General features: G+C 41.7%; 2 protein-coding genes. Both read left to right on the plus strand.

The window, feature by feature from the left end; all coding sequences use genetic code 11:
• Positions 1–2: 2 nt before the first annotated feature.
• On the plus strand, positions 3–9,908 hold the full coding sequence (locus tag GDK41_RS08000; RefSeq protein WP_152085909.1) for a non-ribosomal peptide synthetase: 9,906 nt from the start codon (positions 3–5) through the stop codon (positions 9,906–9,908).
• Positions 9,905–22,003, plus strand: coding sequence for a non-ribosomal peptide synthetase (locus GDK41_RS08005; protein ID WP_152085910.1), 12,099 nt, complete (start codon positions 9,905–9,907; stop codon positions 22,001–22,003). The genes GDK41_RS08000 and GDK41_RS08005 overlap by 4 nt, the downstream gene beginning before the upstream one ends.
• Positions 22,004–22,035: the final 32 nt, after the last annotated feature.

A 22,035-nucleotide genomic window follows, 5' to 3' on the forward strand; every position in this document is an offset into this window, starting at 1 on the left:
CGATGGATAATTTAGCGATAGAGCGTTTTTTAGCGGATTTAGATAGCCGTGGTATTTATGTGTATTTGCAAAACGGGAAGCTGAAGCTGAGGACAAAGTTAGAACGAGTCCCTCAAGAGCCTTTAGCACAAATAAAGCAATTCAAAGAGCAGCTGATTAGTTATTTGAATAGCCAAAGCCAAAAGCAAGGGCGTTTGTCGAGTGCGCAGCAGAGAATTTGGTTTATTTCTCAATATGAACAGCAATCTTATGCATATAACATGGCGGGTTTGATTAAGTTCTCTCGTACTATCTGCGCTAGCAAATTGAACCTTGCTATTAATAACGTGTTGTCTTGCAATGACATATTAAAAACTAATTTCTTTGAATGTGATGAAGGCACCGTTCAAAGGGTTAATGAAAACTACACCTTTTCTTTAGACTTATCACGTATCACTGGGACGCCGTGTAAAGAACAGCTAGTTGAAAAGCTGCACAATGAGCTTAGGTATTGCTTTGACTTATCAAATGAGCTGCTAATTAGGGGCACCTTGTTTGTGGATGGATCAGAGAACCAAGGGCAGTGGTTATATTTAGCGATGCACCATATTATTGCCGATGGCTGGTCAGTTGAGCTTCTGGTTAAAGCTGTGTTGGAAGAGTTAAATGACTGCACTGAACAACGTGCCAACACCTTGCAATATCAAGATTATGTTTATTGGGAAATGCAGTTTCGCAAAACCGATGAGTACCATAATCAACTGGCTTATTGGCAAAATCAACTGACTGACTTGGCGCTTTTTGAATTACCCACTTGCCATGCGCGCGGTGCAAATAAAAGCTATCAGGGTGATACAGCGCGCTTTACTATTCAAAGCGTTGTGTTAAAGAGGTTTGAACAGACATGTAAAAAAATCGGTGTAACGCCATTCGTTGGCTTTTTGAGTGCCTACTATGTTTTGCTACATCGGTATAGTGATAAGCACGATATTACGGTGGGCGTGCCAGTTTTAAATCGTACTCAAGCTGAATTCGAAAGTATGATTGGTTGTTTTATTAACACGCTGCCGATGCGGGTAAAACTTGAATCATCACCTAACTTTGCGCAACTAGCGTTACTAGTTAAGGGTATAGTTAAAGATGGTTTAGCAAATCAAAACGTAGCTGTTGAAGACATCATTGCAACGCTAGAGCTGCCCAAATCTAGTGCGCACTCAGCTTTGTATCAGATATTGTTTAACTACAATGGTGTGACGAGTGAGTGTTTATCATCAGCAGGGTTGTCAGCTGAGCTGATTCCCCTTGAAAATCAAAGTGCTAAATACGATTTAACGCTTACTTTGTCATCTTCTGAACGTGGTGTAAGCGCAGAAATAGATTACAGCGCGCATTTATTTGATAGCCAATTTATTAACATGTTTGCGTCAGATTTTGTCGCGTTGATTGAAGAGCTTAGTGATGAAGGCGAGCAGCAAAACATTGCCACAATAAGCTTACCAAGTGTGGCGCGCTCTGTTGAGTTATTAGCACGGCAATCTAATAGTAGAGCTTTTGTAAGTATAGTTGAACGTGTTATTGAGCACGCACAAAAGGACCCGCAAAAAATTGCGTTAATCGAAGGGGCTGAAAAGCAAGTCAGTTATGCGCAGCTTGATAGAGTAAGTGCGACATTAGCTAGAGCGTTAATTACAGACTCGCGTTTTTCTCAGGATAAGCCTGTTGCTTTATTGGTTAATCGCTCAGCCAATTGCATTATCGCCATGTTGGGTATTATGCGCGCTGGTTTGGCATATTTACCGATTGAACAAAGCACACCGATAAACCGCATTCTAGAAGTTTTAGAACAAGCAAGTTGCGATCAATTAATCACTATGAATCGCAATACTTTATCAGATAATGGATCAATGGCGTTGGCCCAAGCGAGTGTCGATGTCAATTTTTTTGATGCGCTGCTAAGCGAAGCCAAACAAAAAAGTGAAGTAAATGTCAGTATCAGTGCTCAAGACTGTGCCTATGTGATGTTTACATCAGGCTCTACTGGTACACCTAAAGGTGTTTTAGTGCCTCACCGTGCATTAACAAGTTATGTTAATGGGGTAAGTGAGGTTATAGAGTTTACTGCAAATACCAGATCAGCAGTATTAACCGGACTTGCAACAGACTTATGCCTAACTGGGGTTTACCCAGTGTTGGCGGCAGGAGGAAGTATCGTCCTAATTGGTGCTGATACAGCGCAGTTAGAGCCACAACTGATTGCCGATGAACTTGCCAAACAACACGTCAATTTTGTAAAAATAACCCCATCTTTTGCCAATGAGATATTGCCAGAAGTGGTCAACTTACAAAGAACTGTAGCAGTCGATCAATGGGTCTTTGGTGGCGAACCATTACCTCAGTTACTAGTTAACTCAATCTGTCGTAACTTCCCTAATGCCAGTATTTTTAATCATTATGGTCCGACCGAAACTTGTATCGGCGTGACCGCGTGTAAAGTGACTGATAGCAGTGATTTTAACTGGGGGAGCTTCAGTATCGGAAAGCCATTTTCGCACGTACAGCTAAAGATATTGAACAGCAAGTTACAAAATGTACCTGCAGGATCGCCAGGTGAACTGTTCATAGGAGGAGAATGCATTGCGCTTGGATATATCAATGTGCCGGATCACAGTACAAGTGCCTTTGTAACGATAGGAGGGCAGCGTTTTTATCGTTCAGGAGACAAGGTTAGGCTAAACCCACAAGGAGCGTTGGAATACTTAGGCAGGTTAGATAATCAATTCAAAGTAAGAGGGTTTAGAGTCGATGTTCAAGATATAGAATCTAAGTTAAATAGCCTAAACCAAGTTAGAACTGGGGTTGTGACCTGTGTAAAACGTGAGGGAGATGCAACCCTAGTCGCATTTGTTGTCCCTGAGCCAGCAGAACTAAGTAAAGCTGCACTTAAACAAACCATTAAAACTGATTTAAAGCTACATTTACCAGAGCCAATGGTACCAAGTGTTATTGTGTTGCAAGACGAACTGCCATTGTTAGCTAACGGTAAAGTGGACCGAAAGTATTTACAAAGTCAACCGCTAACATTAGATACAAATAACTACGAAAAACCATGTGGTAACACACAGCAAAAGCTGGCTGAGATGTTCGAGCAGTTAACTGCACACGCGCACGTGGGTATACATGACGATTTCTTCGTCATAGGCGGTCACTCTTTATTAGCAATGAAACTGTTGAATAGGGTAAAAGATCACTTTGGCATATCAGTGACGCTTAAAACTATCTTTGCCAATCCTACCGTAGCTGAGTTGGCTGCATTTATTGAGGATCATGAAGGTGGGTCTTTTGCAAGTGAGCAGATCCAGTTGAAAAATGGGCGCAGTGAATTTCACAGTGGCCCGTTTCCTCTTTCTTATTCGCAGCAACGATTATGGTTTGTTGATCAGCTGCAAGGACACAGTAGCCAATATAATTTGCAGGGGGTATTTAGGTTAAATGGCCAACTGAATAGCAGGTGCCTTGAACAAGCGTTTAACAGTGTTGTTAAGCGCCATCGAATTCTTATGTTCAACTACGAGTCGGCTGAAGATGGCACAGCACAGCAATTTGAAAATCCCATTGCAAAATTTTCGCTTGTATTTCATGAACTCATGTCACTGGATACTGAGCAGCAAGCTAAACGAATTGAACAAATAATAGCGTCAGATCACCAGCATAGTTTTGATTTAGAACGCGACTTAATGATAAGGGGGCAGTTAATAACATTGCGCAATACTGAGCATCTGCTGGTGGTTACTATGCATCATATTGTGTCAGATGGTTGGTCAATTGATGTTTTGTGTAAAGAATTATCTCATTTTTATCGACAAAGCTTGAAACAGCAAGATGTGCCTTTGCCGCCTCTGACAAATTGTTATATTGATTATGTATATTGGCAACACGAACACTTTGCACTATCTGATAACTCAGCAGAGCTTGGATATTGGCGAGATAAGCTTGCCAATTTACCTAAAGTGCATGAATTACCAACCGATGTACCAAGGTGCAATGAGCCATTGCGCGGTGGAGCATTATTTTGTAAAGCAATACCAGCCAGTTTGGAATCGCAATTACGCAACTATATTAAAACGTCAGGCCACACACTATTCTTGGTATTGCAAACTGTTTTTAGCGTTTGGCTGAGCCGTTTATCACAGACGAACGCTGTGGCAATTGGCACGCCCGTATCAGGACGTGATTTGAAGCAGTTTGAAGGATTGATTGGTAACTTTATTAATACATTAGTGCTTTTTAACGAGTTTAACTTTGAGGAAAATTTTGAGCAGGCACTAACATCGTCCAAACAAACACTGAGCGAAGCTATTCAAAACCAAAGCGTACCATTTGATTTACTTGTTGAAGCACTCAATGTTGAAAGAAACATCTCTATTCATCCGATGGTACAAATTGTATTTCGGGTAAATAACCAAGTAAATGAAGCATTACAGTTAGATGGCCTAGAAGTAGAAATAGTCGAACCAAAAATACGCCAAGCCAAGCTTGATTTAGAAGTCAGTGCGATTGATACCCATGAGCAAATCATTGTTGAATGGTTGTATGACACATCACTTTGGCAACGCAACAGTATCGAGCGATTTTTCGAGCAATACTGCTATGTGCTTGAGCAATGTTTAATTCGCACTGATGCTAAATTATCTGAGCTTGAAATATGCGCTAAAGCAGAACAAGAGGCTGTATTAACGTATGCTCGCTTTGTAGAGATAGACACTTTGCAAACTTCTGGTTGGCATCAAAAATTTAGTTTAAACGCGAAGCACTACCCAGAACTAGTGGCATTAAGAGATGGCACTCAAGTACTCACTTATGGCCAATTAGAACTACTTTCAAATCAGCTCGCGCATAGCATACTCGAAATGGAGTTTTCACCCCAAAGCCGAATTGGGATTTTATTGCCCAGTGGCATAGCGATGGTTGTTAGTGTGTTAGCGATATTAAAGTTACAGCATGTTTACGTGCCTTTGCATTTAGATACGCCCAAAGCTGGGATTGCTGACATTGTTAATGATGCGAACATGGTACTGATCTTGTCGCTCACTGAAAATGCTGAGAAGTTAATTGAAAGCGGTACTGACTTTCTTATGTTGGATGATCTTTTAGAGCAGCAAAATAATTTCAGCATATATCCTACAACGTTGCCTAAGGTGAACTTATTAAACCATTCATGTGATTTGCTCAGCTACATCATTTATACGTCTGGCTCCACAGGTAAACCAAAGGGAGTGGCAATTAGCCATAATAACCTCAATATCTATTTGCAGCATGCCTGTGAGGCGTATTTAACAGAAGACTCAACGATAAAAGACTCTGTTGTATGTACACCACTTGCTTTTGATGCAACGGTGACATCGTTGCTCACGCCATTGGTAACAGGGGGAGCAGTCAACATCGTCGCAGACGACGCCAATCAATTGCCCAAGCTTACTGATTGGCTGTGTAATTCATCAACAGACTTGTTATTTAAAGTAACACCAGCCCACTTAAGAGCGGTACAGATATTAACCGACAACATGCCCACTTGTGATAGTCAGCACACGGTAGTTGTCGGTGGAGAAGCGCTGGCTGTCGAGTTAATTAGTGTATTAAAGCGCAAGTTTCCTAAAGTTAAATGGATAAATGAGTATGGCCCAACAGAAACAACGGTAGGGTCAAGTATTTATACGATTGATGCGGGTGTTTCAGTTGAGCAATTAAATTCATTTTCTGATATGCCGATAGGTTTGCCAATCGAACAAGTTGGAATGTTGGTTGTAGATAGGTTTGATCAAATTGCACCAATCAACGTGCCTGGAGAATTATTGATCTGTGGACCTTCAGTCAGTAGTGGCTACGTCAACCACATAGCGCTGAATGAAAGTAAGTTTGTTGATGTTGCCGTGCCTTTTAATAAAGGTTTTGTAAAACAACGCTTTTATCGCACCGGTGACGTGGTTAAGTGGCATTGTAATGAGGGGGGGACGCCTAGTTATTTACGCTATTGTGGTCGAACTGACGATGCCATTAAGCTGCGGGGATATCGTATAGAACCAGGTTCAATTTGCCATCATATCTTGCAGCTTGACGATATCATTGATTGTGCAGTGACCGTTGACAAAGCTCAGTCATTTTTGTGCGTACACTATGTGGCTAAGTCGGACACTGAGCTTGATGTTACGCAGTTGAAAAAGTATTTGACTGATAAGTTGCCCAGTTACATGGTGCCAAGTCAGTTCAACCAAGTTGAGAGCTTACCCCTCACAGCAAATTCAAAAGTTGATCTACAAGCGCTACATAATAGCTATATGAAAAGCGCGACTCGCCCAGCGACAAAAGCAAAGCTCACCGCATTAACGTCACTTCAAGCATATTTGTTGCAGCTTTATAGCGATGTTTTGCAAAATCCAAACGTTATGCTCGAAAGAAGTTTCTTTGATCAAGGGGGCCACTCATTATTAGCAATAAAGCTCATTAGTAGAATACGGGCAGATAAGCATTTTGATATCACGCTCGCACAATTATTTAAAACGCCCTGTATTTTGTCACTTTCAGAAGCATTGCAGCAGTGCCCATTAATAGAAGACGACGGAAAAATCATGGTGGTGTCTCGCTCAGAGCGCTTGCCGTTGTCTTATGCGCAACATCGATTGTGGTTGATTGAGCAAGTTCAACAGGGGGCTGCACAATATCACATGCCTGCAAGCTATACCGTTACAGGTAACTTAAACCTAACTGCGTTCAAACAAGCCATTGGGGCCATTATTGAACGTCATGAAGTGCTCAGAACGCATATTCTTCCTGGTAGTAGTGGCGAAGCGCCCGAACAACTTATAAATGAATGCTTTGATGTGCCCTGCGCGGTGCATGACTTATCGGCAATCGGCGCAGATGACGCAGAAAAAGAATTAAACAAGTTAATAAATGAAGCACAGCAGGGGCGATTTGATTTAACGCGCGATGTATTGCTGCGCGTTTTGATAGTTAAAATGTCTACCGAGCATTATTACTTGCATTTTAATATGCATCATATCGCCAGCGATGGTTGGTCTATGACGATTTTGCTTAAGGAATTTATTGCATTTTATCGTCACTTCAACGAACAGCCCGCTCATCAATTGGAAGAAAGGCCGATGCAGCCATTACCCGTTCAGTATGCTGATTTTGCGTATTGGCAAAGACAAGCTACGCATCAAAAAGCTATTGAGCAGTCGTTAAGTTATTGGCAAACGCAATTGCGCAACTACCCAAGTTTACATCAGCTACCGTTGGATAAGCCAAGGCCTTCTGTGCAACAGTTAGAAGGGCAAACAGTTAGCCAGCTTTTACCATTAAGTCTCACTAATGCGATAAACCAGCAGTGTGCTGAACAAGGCGTTACGCTGTTTATGTGGTTGCATAGTGTTTTTTCGCTATTAGTTATGCGCTTTAGCCACACCAAGGATGTTTTAATAGGATCGCCAGTGGCGGGCAGAGAGCAGCCAGAAATATCAGACTTAATAGGCTTCTTTGTTAATACTATTGTGATTAGAGCACAGTCTGCAGAAACGCAAAGCTTCGAGGCGTTTTTACAGCAGCAAAAAAAGGTAATTGTTGATGCATTTAAACATCAGGCAGTGCCGTTTGAACAGTTGGTTGAAATTTTGCAGCCCGAACGAAATCTGGCGCATCAACCTCTGTTTCAAATTTTGTTTGCTTTACAAAGCAACGAGGAGACAGAGTTTAAACTACCTGATCTGCAGATAACACAGTTACCAACACCTTCTCACAATATGAAATTTGACTTAGAGGTGAATGCAATAGAGCAAGAAAGTGGCATTGAATTACAATGGAACTTTGCCACCTCATTGTTTAAACGAAGTAGCATAAAAGCGATGGCTGACTCATTTGGCGTTATGATCCAAGCGTTAGTAGATAAGCCATCATTAAATACCTCTGTTGTTCCATTACTCACACTAGAGCAGCAAAAGTATCTAGTTAGCGCTCATACGTATCATCAAAACAATTCCGCTCGAAGTGCTGTGTTAGCGTTGTTTGAGCAAATGAAAAACGAGCAAGCAGAGCGCTTGGCGGTTATATCACCCGATGGTTGCCAATGGCGTTTTTATGATTTACAGCAACGCGCAATGCAACTGGCAAGTGTTTTGCGGCACAACAATGTTATGCCCGCAGATAGAGTCGCGCTTTGCTTACCCCCTTCAGCTGACATGATTGCAGCAATGCTTGGTGTATGGTTTGTGGGGGCGACGTATGTTCCGGTCGATCCCAAATTACCAACAGAGCGGTGCCAATATATTTTGCACGATGCCCAGGTTAATTGTGTGATTTTGAATGAGGTTACATCATCTAATGAAGTTTTTGGGAAATCGCTCGCGCTTGATATAGCAATGGTCAACATGGATGAGCTTGGTCAAAGCCATAAAGTGGAGCAAGTCAGCCCAATAGTTCACGATGGACTTGCTTATATTATTTATACGTCTGGTAGCACCGGAAAGCCTAAAGGGGTAGCAATTAGCCATAAAAGCCTTGAGGTATATTTAAATCATGCTGTGACTAGTTATTTAGATAGCACCATTAACATGGCTGTTTTAAGTACACCTATGGCATTTGATGCTTCTGTTACAACGATTTGGGCGCCATTGTGCAGTGGTGTGCCAGTGAACGTGTTGGCCGATGACAAAAACATCATCGCTTCATTGGCTGATAGGGTGTTTTCATCAGCACCTGCGCTTTTTAAACTTACACCCGCGCACTTACAAGGGCTCTTACATGAGCTGCCGGCAAAACCAGTAATGACTCGCCATATGATGGTTATTGGAGGCGAAGCGCTAAGTGTAAAAATGGTAGAGCAACTGAGTCACTATTTACCCAATTGTATGTGGTTCAATGAATATGGCCCGACTGAGGCAACAGTCGGCACCAGTATTTATTGTGCCAACAAAGATAACATTCAAGCGCTTACGCAGCTGGCTGAGCATACGGTTCCTATAGGCCGGCCAATAGCTAATACCCAACTGCTTGTGTTAGATGAACACAAACAGTTGGTGCCTCCTGGGGTGATGGGTGAGCTTTATATTGCAGGCGCAAATTTGGCGCAAGGTTACTTTAATAATATTAAGCTAACTGAACAAAAGTTTACGGAAATACAGCTACTTGAACATGATCAACCTATCCGCTGTTATCAAACCGGTGATCAGGTTCGTTGGTTAACCGATGAAAATGCGCAGCCGACTCAGTTACAGTTTTATGGACGATATGATCGCCAGATAAAACTCAGAGGCTATCGCATTGAGCTGGGTGAAATAGAAAGTCACTTAGAGAAACTCCCTGAAATTAGTCAAGCGGTTGTGCTACTTAATAAACAGCAACAAACGTTAGAAGCATTGGTTACATTTAAAAAAGGCATACCAGAGCTAATTGACCATGACTGTTATGTGTTAGAGCGGGCGTCGCTAGACCCTATGTTACAACGCTTAGCAACCACTTTGCCTCACTATATGCAGCCTAACAAGGTTATTGCATTAAAAGCTATGCCCCTTACTGTAAATGGCAAAGTAGATACCAACAAGCTAAAGGCAATAAGTAGTCAAAGCGTGGTCAGTACACAGCAAGTGGCACCACGCAACGAGTTTGAAACTGCTTTGGTCGAAATTTTTTCATCGCTACTTAATGTTGATGGAATAGGCATTAGTGATAGCTTTTTCGCACTTGGTGGGCATTCTTTAATTGCCACGCAATGTGTGTCTATTATCAAAGAGCAGTTACAGGTAGACATTCCGGTGAAAGTGTTGTTTGAGCGACCGACGGTGGCGGCGATATCACAGTGGTATGCAATTAATCACGCTGCTGGAGATGCTTCTTCTAATAGCGACACAAGCGATACCTCTGAAGAGATGTTTTTATGATGAATGAGCAAACATTACATATTGAAAACTTGATCGGTGAAGCGCTCGCAGCGGGGATCACTTTATATGAAAAAAACGGTGGCCTCGCGTTTAAACAAAAAGCTGATTTTCCACCTGAGCTCAAATCACGCATTGTTGCGAATAAAGATCAGATAATCGCGTACTTTGTTCAGCAAAAATCAGTTAAATGCGCTGAGACAGGTTTGTCTCAAGAGATAGTACCTGCAGTTAGGCCAGCAAAGTTGCCACTGAGTTTTGCTCAAGAAGGACTTTGGTTTGTAGAGCAACTACAAGGTGGTGAGCAATATTATATGTCGGCTACCTTTAAACTGATTGGCGATTTGGACGAAGCGGTGTTTAAGCAAACAATTGCACAAATTGTAGCTCGGCATGAAACGCTCAGGACACAGTTTGTGGCAGATGAACATGGTGTACCACAGCAGGTTATCTTGCCGGCAATCACAGTGCCATTGCGTGTTGTTGATGCATACCAATTAGAAAAATCCAATAAAAATAATCAACAAGCCTTGTTAGAAAAAGTAAGCCAGTTAATTGAAGAGTTTAAAAACGAGTCGCTCAATCTTGAGGTTGGTCCGCTTTTTCGCGTTTTGTTGGTAAAGCTAGAGACTGAATACAGGTTGACGTTTAACATGCATCATATCATCTCTGATGGTGCATCTTTAGATTGTTTGATGGGTGAAGTCGAAACTATATATAGCGGCTTACTTAAAGATAAGTTGTACAAAACGCAACCGCTGCCTATTCAATATGTTGATTATGCACTGTGGCAAAGACAAACATTAAGCGAAGCGTATTTGCGTAATGCACTGACAGCACTAAACGATAAGTTGTCGGATTTAGAACCTATCTTGTCATTACCAACCGATAGGCCGAGACCCTCAGTGCAGACAAACTGTGGCCGAATTTACCGCCAACAGCTTGATAGCGCAATCATCAACAAGTTAAAACAGCAGGTAGCACAGCATCAGGTTACGCCATTTATGTGGGTGTTGAGCTGTTTTATGCTGTTCATTGGTCGCATCAGTCAAACTAATCATGTGGCAGTGGGTACGCCCGTTTTAGGGCGCAACCACCCAAGTTTAAACAATCAAATTGGGTTATATGCAAATACAATAGTGATACCCGCTGAACTTGAAGATGACAGTGAGTTTTGCCAGTGGTTGCAAAAGCAAAAAGAGTCGATACTAGAGGCGTTTGAATACGATGTCGTACCATTTGATAAACTTGTTGAGGCGCTCAATTGTAAACGAGACTTAAGTCATCACCCGCTAGTCCAAATTTTATTTACGTTAGAACAAACCAGTCGCAGTAGCTTTGAGCTACCCAATTTAACAATTGAAGAGATCACGCCGCTCAGTAGCCAGCAGTGCGCTATTAAATGCGACTTAGAGCTTAATGTTCAGTTGTCTAATCAAAGCATGGTATTAAATTGGAAATTTGATGATGCGCTATATGACATAGAAACGATTACGCACTGGGCAGATAGCTTTGTTTTAATGCTAAATACGGTATGTACAAATGCAAGTACGCCATGTGCACGCATACCGCTTTTAAAGCAAAATGAAATCCAGAAAGTGTTACAGCAAGGGCAACAATACAATGATGTACAGTGGCCGAACACTGAAAATTTAGTGACGCTGTTTGAGCATCAAGTTCGGCAGCATCCTAAACGATTGGCCATCACAGATGAGCATGGCTCTATGAGTTACCATGAACTTAATGCTCGAGCTAATCAAATTGCACATATCCTAATTAGTAAAGGTGTGCGCAAAGAGCAGCTTATACCAATAAGTGTAAGTCGTAATGCCGATATGATAGCTACCTTGCTGGCCATTTTAAAAGCAGGCTGCGCATACGTGCCTATTGACCCAGACTATCCGGCAGATCGAATCGAGTATATTGTCAAAGATGTGGGTGGCGAACTTTTAGTGTGCGATAACACAAGTGTTGGTGTGTTTAACTCTTTTGGCATGACAGTTGTTAACATCCATGATTTTGCGAAGCACGACACCCCAGTAGATGTTGATAATCCAAGTGTTGGGCTGTTACCACAAGACCTTGCTTACATGATCTATACATCAGGCACGACAGGGCGACCAAAAGGGGTGCAGATTGAACACCGCAACGTGGTGAGGTTGTTATTCACAGAACCACGTCTGTTTGATTTTGATGAGCAAGACGTGTGGACATTATTTCATTCCTTTTGCTTTGATTTTTCTGTTTGGGAAATGTACGGCGCGTTATTGTTTGGCGGTCGTTTAGTGATTGTTAGTAAAGAGCTCAGTAAAGACAGCGTGGCATTTGCAAAGTTACTGTTAGAACAAAAAGTGACTGTACTTAATCAAACTCCAAGTGCATTTTATGTATTGCAAGATAGCATGCTCAAACTAAATGATGTGATGCGTGCACAAAGTTGTATTCGTTACGTTATTTTTGGTGGTGAAGCCTTGCACTGTGCAAAGCTTTTACCTTGGGCTGAACAATTCAATGATTGTAAGTTAATCAATATGTACGGGATCACTGAAACGACCGTACATGTTACTTACAAGCAAATTACCCTTAACGAAATTGCGCAAGGTGCTAGTAACATAGGCACACCTATACCTACAACAACCTGCTATGTATTAGATAAATACCTACAACCATTGCCCTATGGCGCTATTGGCGAGTTATATGTTGGCGGTGAAGGTGTCTGTCGTGGCTATTGGCAAAAAGAGTCACTAAACCAACAACGGTTTATTACTAACCCTTTTTGTAATGATAACAGCAAGCTTTATAAAACAGGGGATTTGGTGCGCTTGCTCTGTAATGGAGAGTTACTCTATGTAGGGCGGATTGATGATCAGGTAAAGGTTAGAGGCTACCGTATTGAGTTAGGTGAAATAGAAAACCAGCTACGCACGCACCCAAGGCTTGGTGAGGCAGTAGCGCTGCTCAAGCAAGATAAGACGCTAGGTGCCAGCATTTGCGCATTTGTTGTGCTAGCCGCAAAAGCAACATTTGATGACTTAACATCTGAAGTTCAGGAGTATTTAAGAAAAACACTGCCTGAATTTATGATACCGACCAAAGTTATCGCTGTGTCAAAACTCCACCTAACAGGTAACGGTAAAGTCGATAAAAAAGCGTTGTTATCATTAGACTCGCAAGAACTTGAAATGGCGCCTTTTAGTGCTCCAAGTTCTGAATCTGAGAGGCTAATCGCAGCGTGTTTTGCAAAAGTACTTAATTTGGAAGAAGTGGGTCGAGATGACCACTTTTTTAGGTTGGGTGGGCATTCATTATTAGCGGCGCAAGCGGTTGCTCAACTGCGCGAAAATGCAAAACTAAACATTACGCTTAAAGACTTATTTCAACGCCCACAAGTTAAGTCATTAGCGATGCTTGCCAAGCATAATCAACATATTGAAAACCAACCAATTGACGAAATAGCTCTTAAATGTCGAGAGCATAACAAAGCAACTCCGTTATCGTTTGCACAGCAGCGACTATGGAGTATCGATAAGCTTCAACAAGGCAGTTTTGAATATCATATGAGCTCGGCCTTCGAGCTCTCAGGTGAATTAAATATTGATGCATTTACACAAGCTTGGTATGCGCTGATGAAGCGCCACGAGGTGCTAAGAACGTGCATTATAACGTCGCAGCGTGGTGAACCATATCAACAAGTACAGCAAGACTATGAGGATATTGTTCATTATGTTGATGCCACAACACTGACAAAAACACAGCAACAAACTCTTTGGCTTAAAATACTCAGAGATGACAGACAAACTCCATTTAGGCTTGATCAAGATGTGATGTTGCGTGTGACGCTATTAAAGCTGGGCACTAACAAATATCGACTACTCGTTAACATGCACCATATTGCCAGTGATGCACAATCGTTAACTATCTTGGTTAAAGAATTTACCCAGTTTTATCACAGTTATGCATTTACGCATGCCTTACCCGATACACTAAGAACGCCGTTGCCCATTCAATACCGAGACTATGCCATTTGGCAAAGGGGTGCCTTGACTCAACAAACTCTAGAGGAGCATGGCCGGTTTTGGTTGAACATGCTTGATGGCGCGCCACCTGTTCACCAACTGCCTTTAGATAAGCCAAGAAGTAAGCTTTTGGTAACTCAAGGTGCGCTATATAAACAGCAGTTTGAAAAGCAGCTCAGTGCTGCCATTCGTGCACATTGTCAACGTTTAGACGTAACATTATTCACTTGGCTACATACGGCATTTTCGCTGGCGGTTGCACGCTTTAGCCAGACAGACGATGTGGTAATTGGTAGTCCGTTTTCTGGGCGCAACCATACTCAGCTAGAACATTTAATTGGTTTCTTTGTAAATACATTGCCTATACGCACAGTGATCCCTGAGGATGTTAGTTTTGAGGCATTACTCGTTCAACAAAAGCACCTTTTGCACGATATTCATATGCATAAGGAAATGCCATTTGAACAGATCATTGAAAGGCTACAGTTAAATAGAGACTTGAGCCATCAAAGCGTGTTTCAGCTTACGTTTTCTGTTAATTCAAATCAGCAAACTGCGCTTAAGTTACCTGCATTAGAAGCGAAACCTATAGATGAACATGCGCTGAGCGTTAAGTTTGATATTGAACTGAGCTGCCATGAAAACGATGACCACATGCAATTCAATTGGGTTTACAACAAGGCGGTATTTGATAAGCAAACAACTATGTCTTTGGCTAATACATTTTCAGTGTTAGTTGAGCAAATAGTAACGCATCCTAATACACCGGTGAGACAGCTTTGCTTACTCACCCAATCACAGGCGATACAACAAGTTATTAGCGGGAGGTATACAGAGCAAACCGACACCCGTACGGTAATTGATGAATTTATTGATAGAGCGACATCATTACAAGACAAGCCTGTACTGATTGAACCTAATAATAACGAAAGCATATGCTACAACCAACTACACGTGCGCAGTAGTGAGTTGGCGCAGTATTTGATTAATAATGGCTTAAAACCTGAGCAACGTGTGGTAGTAAGTATGGCGTTTAGTGATAACTTACTTGTCGCTATGCTTGGTATTTTAAAAGCAGGAGGGTGCTATGTGCCGGTTGACCCAAACTACCCGCAACAAAGGATTGGCTTTATAAGTGAAGACTGTAAGGCGGCATTTGTTATTACCTACCACGAGCACGCTGATAAATTTAGTCACGTTAAAAACTCCAGTGCGCCTATTATTTGTGTTGACGATTGTCGAACAGCCAAGAAGATAAGCGAGCAAGCTCAGCAAAAATGCACCTTGCCAAAAGTTAATGCGCAACAGTTGGCATATGTAATTTACACCTCAGGTACAACGGGAAAGCCCAAGGGTGTGATGATCCCACATCGTGGTTTAATGAACCTGTGTTCATGGCATAACCATACATTTCAAGTCAGTGAAAATAGTGTTGCAAGCCAAACGGCCAATATTGCCTTTGATGCAGCAGCATGGGAAGTGTGGCCGTATCTATGCGCAGGAGCAAAGATACTTGCAGTGCCTAGACCTACATTAAATGCGCCGATCCAATTCGCAGAACTATTGTCTCAGTACAAAGTAACGCATTGCTTTTTAGCCACACCAATTGCCGAAGCTATATTAGCGGATGAGGGTTTTACCCCGCAGTATTTGAATTACTTGCTGGTCGGTGGGGATAGGTTAAATAGAGTTGATGTGTCAGCTTTACAATTTAAGGTCGTCAATAACTACGGGCCTACAGAAGCATCGGTGGTGACAACGTCTGGATTGGTAACAGAGTCAAAAACGCAGCCAGATATTGGTAAACCAGTAGACAATACCAGCCTATTTATACTTGATAAGCAAAGGAAACCTGTACCGACAGGCATGATAGGTGAGCTATATATTGCAGGTTCAGGTTTGGCTCGGGGTTACTTGAATCAAGATGATTTGACCGCATCACGGTTTATTACGCTAACCACGCCAGCCAATGAGTCTGTAAGAGCTTATCAAAGTGGTGATCTGGTCAGGCAACTCGAAAATGGCAAAATTGCCTATGTGGGAAGAGTTGACAATCAAATCAAATTACGGGGCTATCGCATTGAACTTAGTGAGATTGAACAAGTGCTTGGTTCATGTCCTGAGGTTAATGAATGTGTTGTACAGGTGTGTTCGTTAAACGGCGGAGCTAAACAGCTAGTTGCATTTTTGTGTTTTGATGCAAAGTATCATTGTGAAACGCATATCATCAATATCGCGAAAAAGAGGGTATCAAAAGCGTTACCAAGCTATATGCATCCTCGCCATTATGTTGCACTCAATACTGTGCCACTTACCCCTCATGGAAAAATTGACCATCAAGCATTGATCCGAGAGTTTAAGTCGCTTGACGAGCAAAGTGCACGTCAAAGCGTTGTCCATGAGCAAAGTGATAGTAGTCAAACCCTAGAAGGTAAATTACTCAACCTCTATCACGGTGTATTGAACGCTAAGGCGCTGCGAATTGATGACGACTTTTTTGCTTTTGGTGGTGATTCGATACTGAGTATCCAAATTGCTAGCCGAGCACGTGCTCTAGGAATGCAAATATCAGTGGCTGATGTATTCAACTACAATACGGTTGCGCGTCTTGCTGAGCATTTAAATGAGCAAAACAGCACCGAAGATATCGATCAGCCAGTGCCAGAACATAACGGGATTATCGAGCCTTTACCAATACAAAAATGGTTTTTTGAACAAAATTTTGAACAACCAACACACTGGAACCAAGGGATTTTACTCTCGATAGACAAGTCTGTGAGCCTCAGCCACATCGAAGCCGCTTTAGAAAACCTAATTCAGCTGCACGACAGCTTGCGTCAGGTTGTAACTCATCAAGGTGAGTTGTTCGTCAAAGCAGTTATTGCAGTGCATGAAGTAATGAAGGTTGTTGATGTTAGCAGCAAGCAAAACTGGCAATCATCGCTATTACATGAAGCAAATAACGCCCAATCAAGCTTTGAGTTTAATGCTGGGCCACTGCTTAGGGTTTGCTTTATTAAGACGCCACAAGCTGAATCTGATAATCGCTTATTAATCATTGCACATCACCTGATCATAGATGGAGTCTCTTGGCGTATCTTATTAGAAGATCTTCAGCAAGCGTGTGAGAGCATCAGTAATGGGCATCAAATTGCTCTACCAAAAAGGACTGTATCGCTTAAGCAGGTGAGTCAATTTTATTCAGAGTTAGGGCAAAAAAATAACGAGTTAAAACGCTGGCAGTCTCATGTAAAGTGTGCAGAAGCAGGCACCATGTTGAAGCTAAAGGCCTTAGAAGCGGGGCAACAGGCAAATCACATAACGTACAAGTACACATGTTTACCAGAGTTAACAGGTCCATTGTTAAAAGAAGCCAATGTTACTTACAACACTTCAGTACAGGTGTTGTTGCTAAGTGCGTTGCAATGGTGTGCTATGCAGTACTACCAAACTCATTCTCAAATTATCATGCTAGAAGGGCATGGCCGAGAGATTCTGAACCAGTCGAAAAAAGCGCAGCGCAGTGTGGGTTGGTTTACTGCGATGTATCCGTTTCATTTATTCAGTAATGCGGTTTCTTTGCACGAAGTTATTTGTACGATTAAAGAACAGCTCGCAGATACGTCTAAGGTAGCCAGTAGCTATGGAGCCTTGCGTTATTCAAACCAATCAAGAGACATTCGTCAGTCACTGCACATTGATACAAAGGATAAAATATTTTTTAATTATTTAGGGCAGCTAGACAATGCAATTAAAAGCGATGGACAGTTCAAAGATGCATTCGAGGACATAGGGGGGCTTCAAAGCGCTTGTAACCATCTTTATTACGGCCTGCAAATAACCGCAGCTATAAGCGATGGCGCGTTAAAGCTGAGTTTTGATTATGACAGCCAGAGGATTGATCATAATGAGGTAGAGCTGCTCGCTCTTAATTTTGAGCAAAGTTTAAAAGCAGTATTAACCCATTGTGCACATACAGCGTTTAGACAATACACACCGAGTGATTTTGCATTATTAAGTGATATATCGCGGTTGCAGTTAGAAAAGCTGGTAGCACCATACTCGAAAAAAGTGATATCTGATATTTACCCTCTTAGTATGCTGCAAAAAGGCATGTGGCTTGTGAGCCAGCGAAACTCATTGTGCAACGATATTCCGTACTTAGAGCAAGTTTCAATGGTACTGAGTGGGGAAGTAGATGTTGAAGCATTTAGTTATGCTTGGCAACGGGTTATACAAACTCACAGTATATTGAGAACCGCATTTGTAAAAGGTGTTGATGAGCCATTACAGTTGGTAATTGAAGATATTGAGTTACCTTTGCAAATTGATGAGCAAGAGTCGTTTTTATTGAGCGATACAAGTGAGAGTGACTATCTAAAAGGTATCGCTGAGCGTGAATACCGTCAGGGAATTGATTTGACTAAAGCGCCTTGTATGCGCTTAAGGTTGCTACCATTTGGCGAAGATCGATATGGCTTTATTTGGACTTATCACCATCTGATTTTAGACGGCTGGTCATTACCCACACTTTTTGCCAACTTACTGGCTTTTTACTCAGCTCGAATAAATGCTCAGTATATTCAGATTAGAGAAGATCATTTTAAAGATTACATCGCATATTTAGCTGAGCAAAATGCTGCTACCGAGCAGTCGTTTTGGCATCGCTATTTATCGAACGTATACGAACCGACATTAGTGAGTGAGCATATTCAGTGTGATAACAGCGATGCACCAAAGCCGCTGATGGCGCAATTAGATGTTGCTTTAGATATCCAGCAGCAGTCGAAGTTAGTCAGTTTTGCAAAAACACACGGATTTACCATAAATCACATTTTACAGGGTGTGTGGGGTTATTGGTTGAGTATTTGTTGTGATAAAGACTACGCGTTATTTGGTCAAACCATCTCCGGTCGGCCGAGTGATTTAACGCACGTTGAGGAGCGAGTCGGGTTATATATCAATACGCAAGCGGTAAAACTGGAAACCCATAAAAACGACGATGTTTTGACCTTTTTAAATCGTGTAAGGCAAACCCATTTACAGTTGTCAAACTTTACCCATAGCGCTTTAACAAATGTGCACGATTGGTCTGGCATTGATAATAGCACCGCGCTATTCGACGCTTTATATGTATTTGAAAACTATCCAACAGACCCCTTAGATAATGTTACAGACGTACCTTTTACCGTGCAGAGCCAAAATTATATTGATAACACTCACTATCCACTGACTTTGGTTGCTGGCGATTCGGATGGGTTAACACTGACTCTTTGTTATGATTTAAGCGTCTTTAGCCAAAAAGTTGCACAGCATTGCTTAGATACCTTATGCCATTTACTTAAGCTTTTTGTGACTCAGCCCTACGAGCAGTTATATAAGCTCCCGTTAATTGCAGATCCTGAGGTAACGGCACCCATAGATACTTGTAGCTTAGGCATAGGTCAAAAGGGTTTTGTTGATTTTGATATGTCGCAAAGCATACTTGAGCGCTTTGAGCAAATGGTCGCTGTATATCCAGATAAGATTGCCCTTAAGTTTTATAAACAGGGTGAATATGCTGCTATGAGTTACACACAACTCAACCAACGAGCGGATCAATTGGCTGGTCACCTATCTAAAGCCCTTTACAAGTCGCTTGCACACATGCCGAAGCAGCCTATCTTCGCGATTTGTTTAGATAAAGGTTTTGAACTGATAATTTCGGTGCTAGCGTGTTTGAAGCTTGGCGCTGCCTATTTAGTCATATCTCCACAATTACCTCATGAGCGGCGTTTATTTATCACAGACAACGCCGGTGTTATTGGGCTTGTTAGTGCAAATAACGAATGGCAAGGCGAATTACCGAAAACTGATTATTTTGATATCAATGCAATTACACATAGTTCAACGGCTGATCTAAAACCATATAGGCAGTTAATAACTGAGCAATCGCTGTGTTATGTCATTTACACATCCGGCACCACCGGCACACCCAAAGGAGTGATGATAGAGCAAAAAAGTGTGCTCAATTATGTTGCATTTCTAAGTCGGTGCTATGGCATAACGCATACAGACAACTATTTACAATTTGCCAGTAGCAGCTTTGATGTGTTCGCAGAAGAAATATTTTGTTCATTGCTCAACGGAGCGACATTGGTGATGACTGATGCCAATCAGTTATTGACAGCAAGGGGATTGGCCAAAGTATCTAACGACTGTTCGCTTACTTTGATGAGTTTACCAACGGCGTATTGGCATATGTTGGCGATGGAGAAGGTAAATTTAAGCACTCAATTAAGGGTTATCACCATTGGTGGTGAGCAAATGCAAAGAGCGGCGCTGTCTGCTTGGCAACAACATTACGGTACATCTATTCGTTTAATAAATGCTTATGGACCGACTGAAGCCACCATATCAACCACATTAAAAGACGTAACTAATGCACGTGATGAAAGAGTGTCAATAGGGTTACCAGTCGCTGGGACGCATTTGGCAATTTGCGACAAATACCACAGAGCTTTACCTAATTACTTGTCTGGCGAGCTTTATATTAGCGGTGTTTGTCTTGCTAAAGGTTACATAGCAGATACACAAAAAACCGATAGTGTTTTTATTTATGATAGGACCAGTAAAACCAGATGGTATAAAACTGGTGATAAAGTACGAGTAAACAAAGACCAAGAAATAGAATACTTGGGTCGTTTAGACGAGCAGGTAAAGGTAAGAGGTTACCGGATAGAGCTTGGAGAAATAGAACGTAGTTTATTATTAAATGAGCTAGTGACTCAATGTGCTGTCGTGGTTAGACAGGACGGCAATGGCTTAAATCAATTAGTGGCCTTCTTGGTCAGTAACGCCGATGATCTTGAGTTGTCAACTATTCGCGCTACTTTAGCTCAGCGCTTACCAGATTATATGGTCCCTCAGTATTTTGAAATACTTGATACTTTGCCATTTACCAATAACGGCAAAATCGACAGAAAATCGCTCGTTGAAAAAGCACAAACTATACAAACAAAACTAAACTACTGTGAGGGTGAGTACCTTACACCACTTCAGCAAGCATTATCAGACAGATTAAAAGCGTTACTTAAGTTAAAGGATATAAGTGTACGCGATGATATCTTCATGTTAGGAGCACATTCGTTACTTGCTATGCGCTTAGTTGGTGAGTTAAGTGATGAGTTAGATATTGACTTACCTATTGATATCGTCTTTGAAAATAAAACAATTGCAACGTTGAGCCAGGCAGTAGAAAAGTTAACTAAAGAGAGCTCTACAGAGCCTGAAGAAAAAACGCTGCTATGTTTACAAAAAGGTCAAAAAGATTACAAGCCTATCGTGTTGATTGCGGGCGCTGGTGGCTTATTAATCTCATATCAAAGTCTGGTCCAAGGACTAGATAAGCGCATTCCCGTGTTTGGTTTGCAGCCTAACGAGATAGCAGATAAAGATGAAGTATTAAGCTCGGTAAGTTTAACGGCGAGCCATTACTTATCAGAGCTAGATAAATTGAACACGAGTGGTGATATTCACATCGTTGCGCATTCATTTGGTAGTTTTATTGCTCACGAAATGGTGCAACAGGCAAAGCATAAAACGCATATTAAACTATCTTTAACCGTATTAGACACACCAGTGCCAACACAGGTAGATAAACCAACTAGCGATGAACAATGCAATCAAATAATGTTAGAAAACATAATGGCATTCTTCTCAGTGCCTTTGTCTGAAGAGCAAAAATGCGAGTATGCAGGCCTAAATCAAGCACAAAAGATGGGGTGGGCCTCTCGTATTCTAAATGCCTCAGGGTATCGCTTTTCGATTTCTCAACTCAGCTGTTTCTCCAAAGTGTTTTCTGCACAGCTAAATGCACCCGTTGCGCTAATGCCACTTTTCCCTCTTGACACAATGGAGATTATTAAAGCCAATGAGACCAACGAGTTCGAAGGCCAGTTGATAAAGCCAAGCATGGGGTGGGATAGCTTATGCAACGAAACAACTTGCTATGAAGTTGAAGGTAATCATTTGAGCATATTGAAAAAACCACACGTGGACGCTGTCGTGAGAATTTTAGAAAAGAATTATGTTTTGCATTAACATTTGTAAAATATTTGTTCTACATTGTACAC

The sequence above is a fragment of the Pseudoalteromonas sp. A25 genome (assembly GCF_009176705.1).
GTDB lineage: Bacteria > Pseudomonadota > Gammaproteobacteria > Enterobacterales > Alteromonadaceae > Pseudoalteromonas.

Excerpts from the sequence above, each read along its gene's own strand:
- GDK41_RS08000 (WP_152085909.1), top strand. The coding sequence starts at position 3 with ATGGATAATTTAGCGATAGAGCGTTTTTTAGCGGATTTAGATAGCCGT.
- GDK41_RS08005 (WP_152085910.1), top strand. The coding sequence starts at position 9,905 with ATGATGAATGAGCAAACATTACATATTGAAAACTTGATCGGTGAAGCG.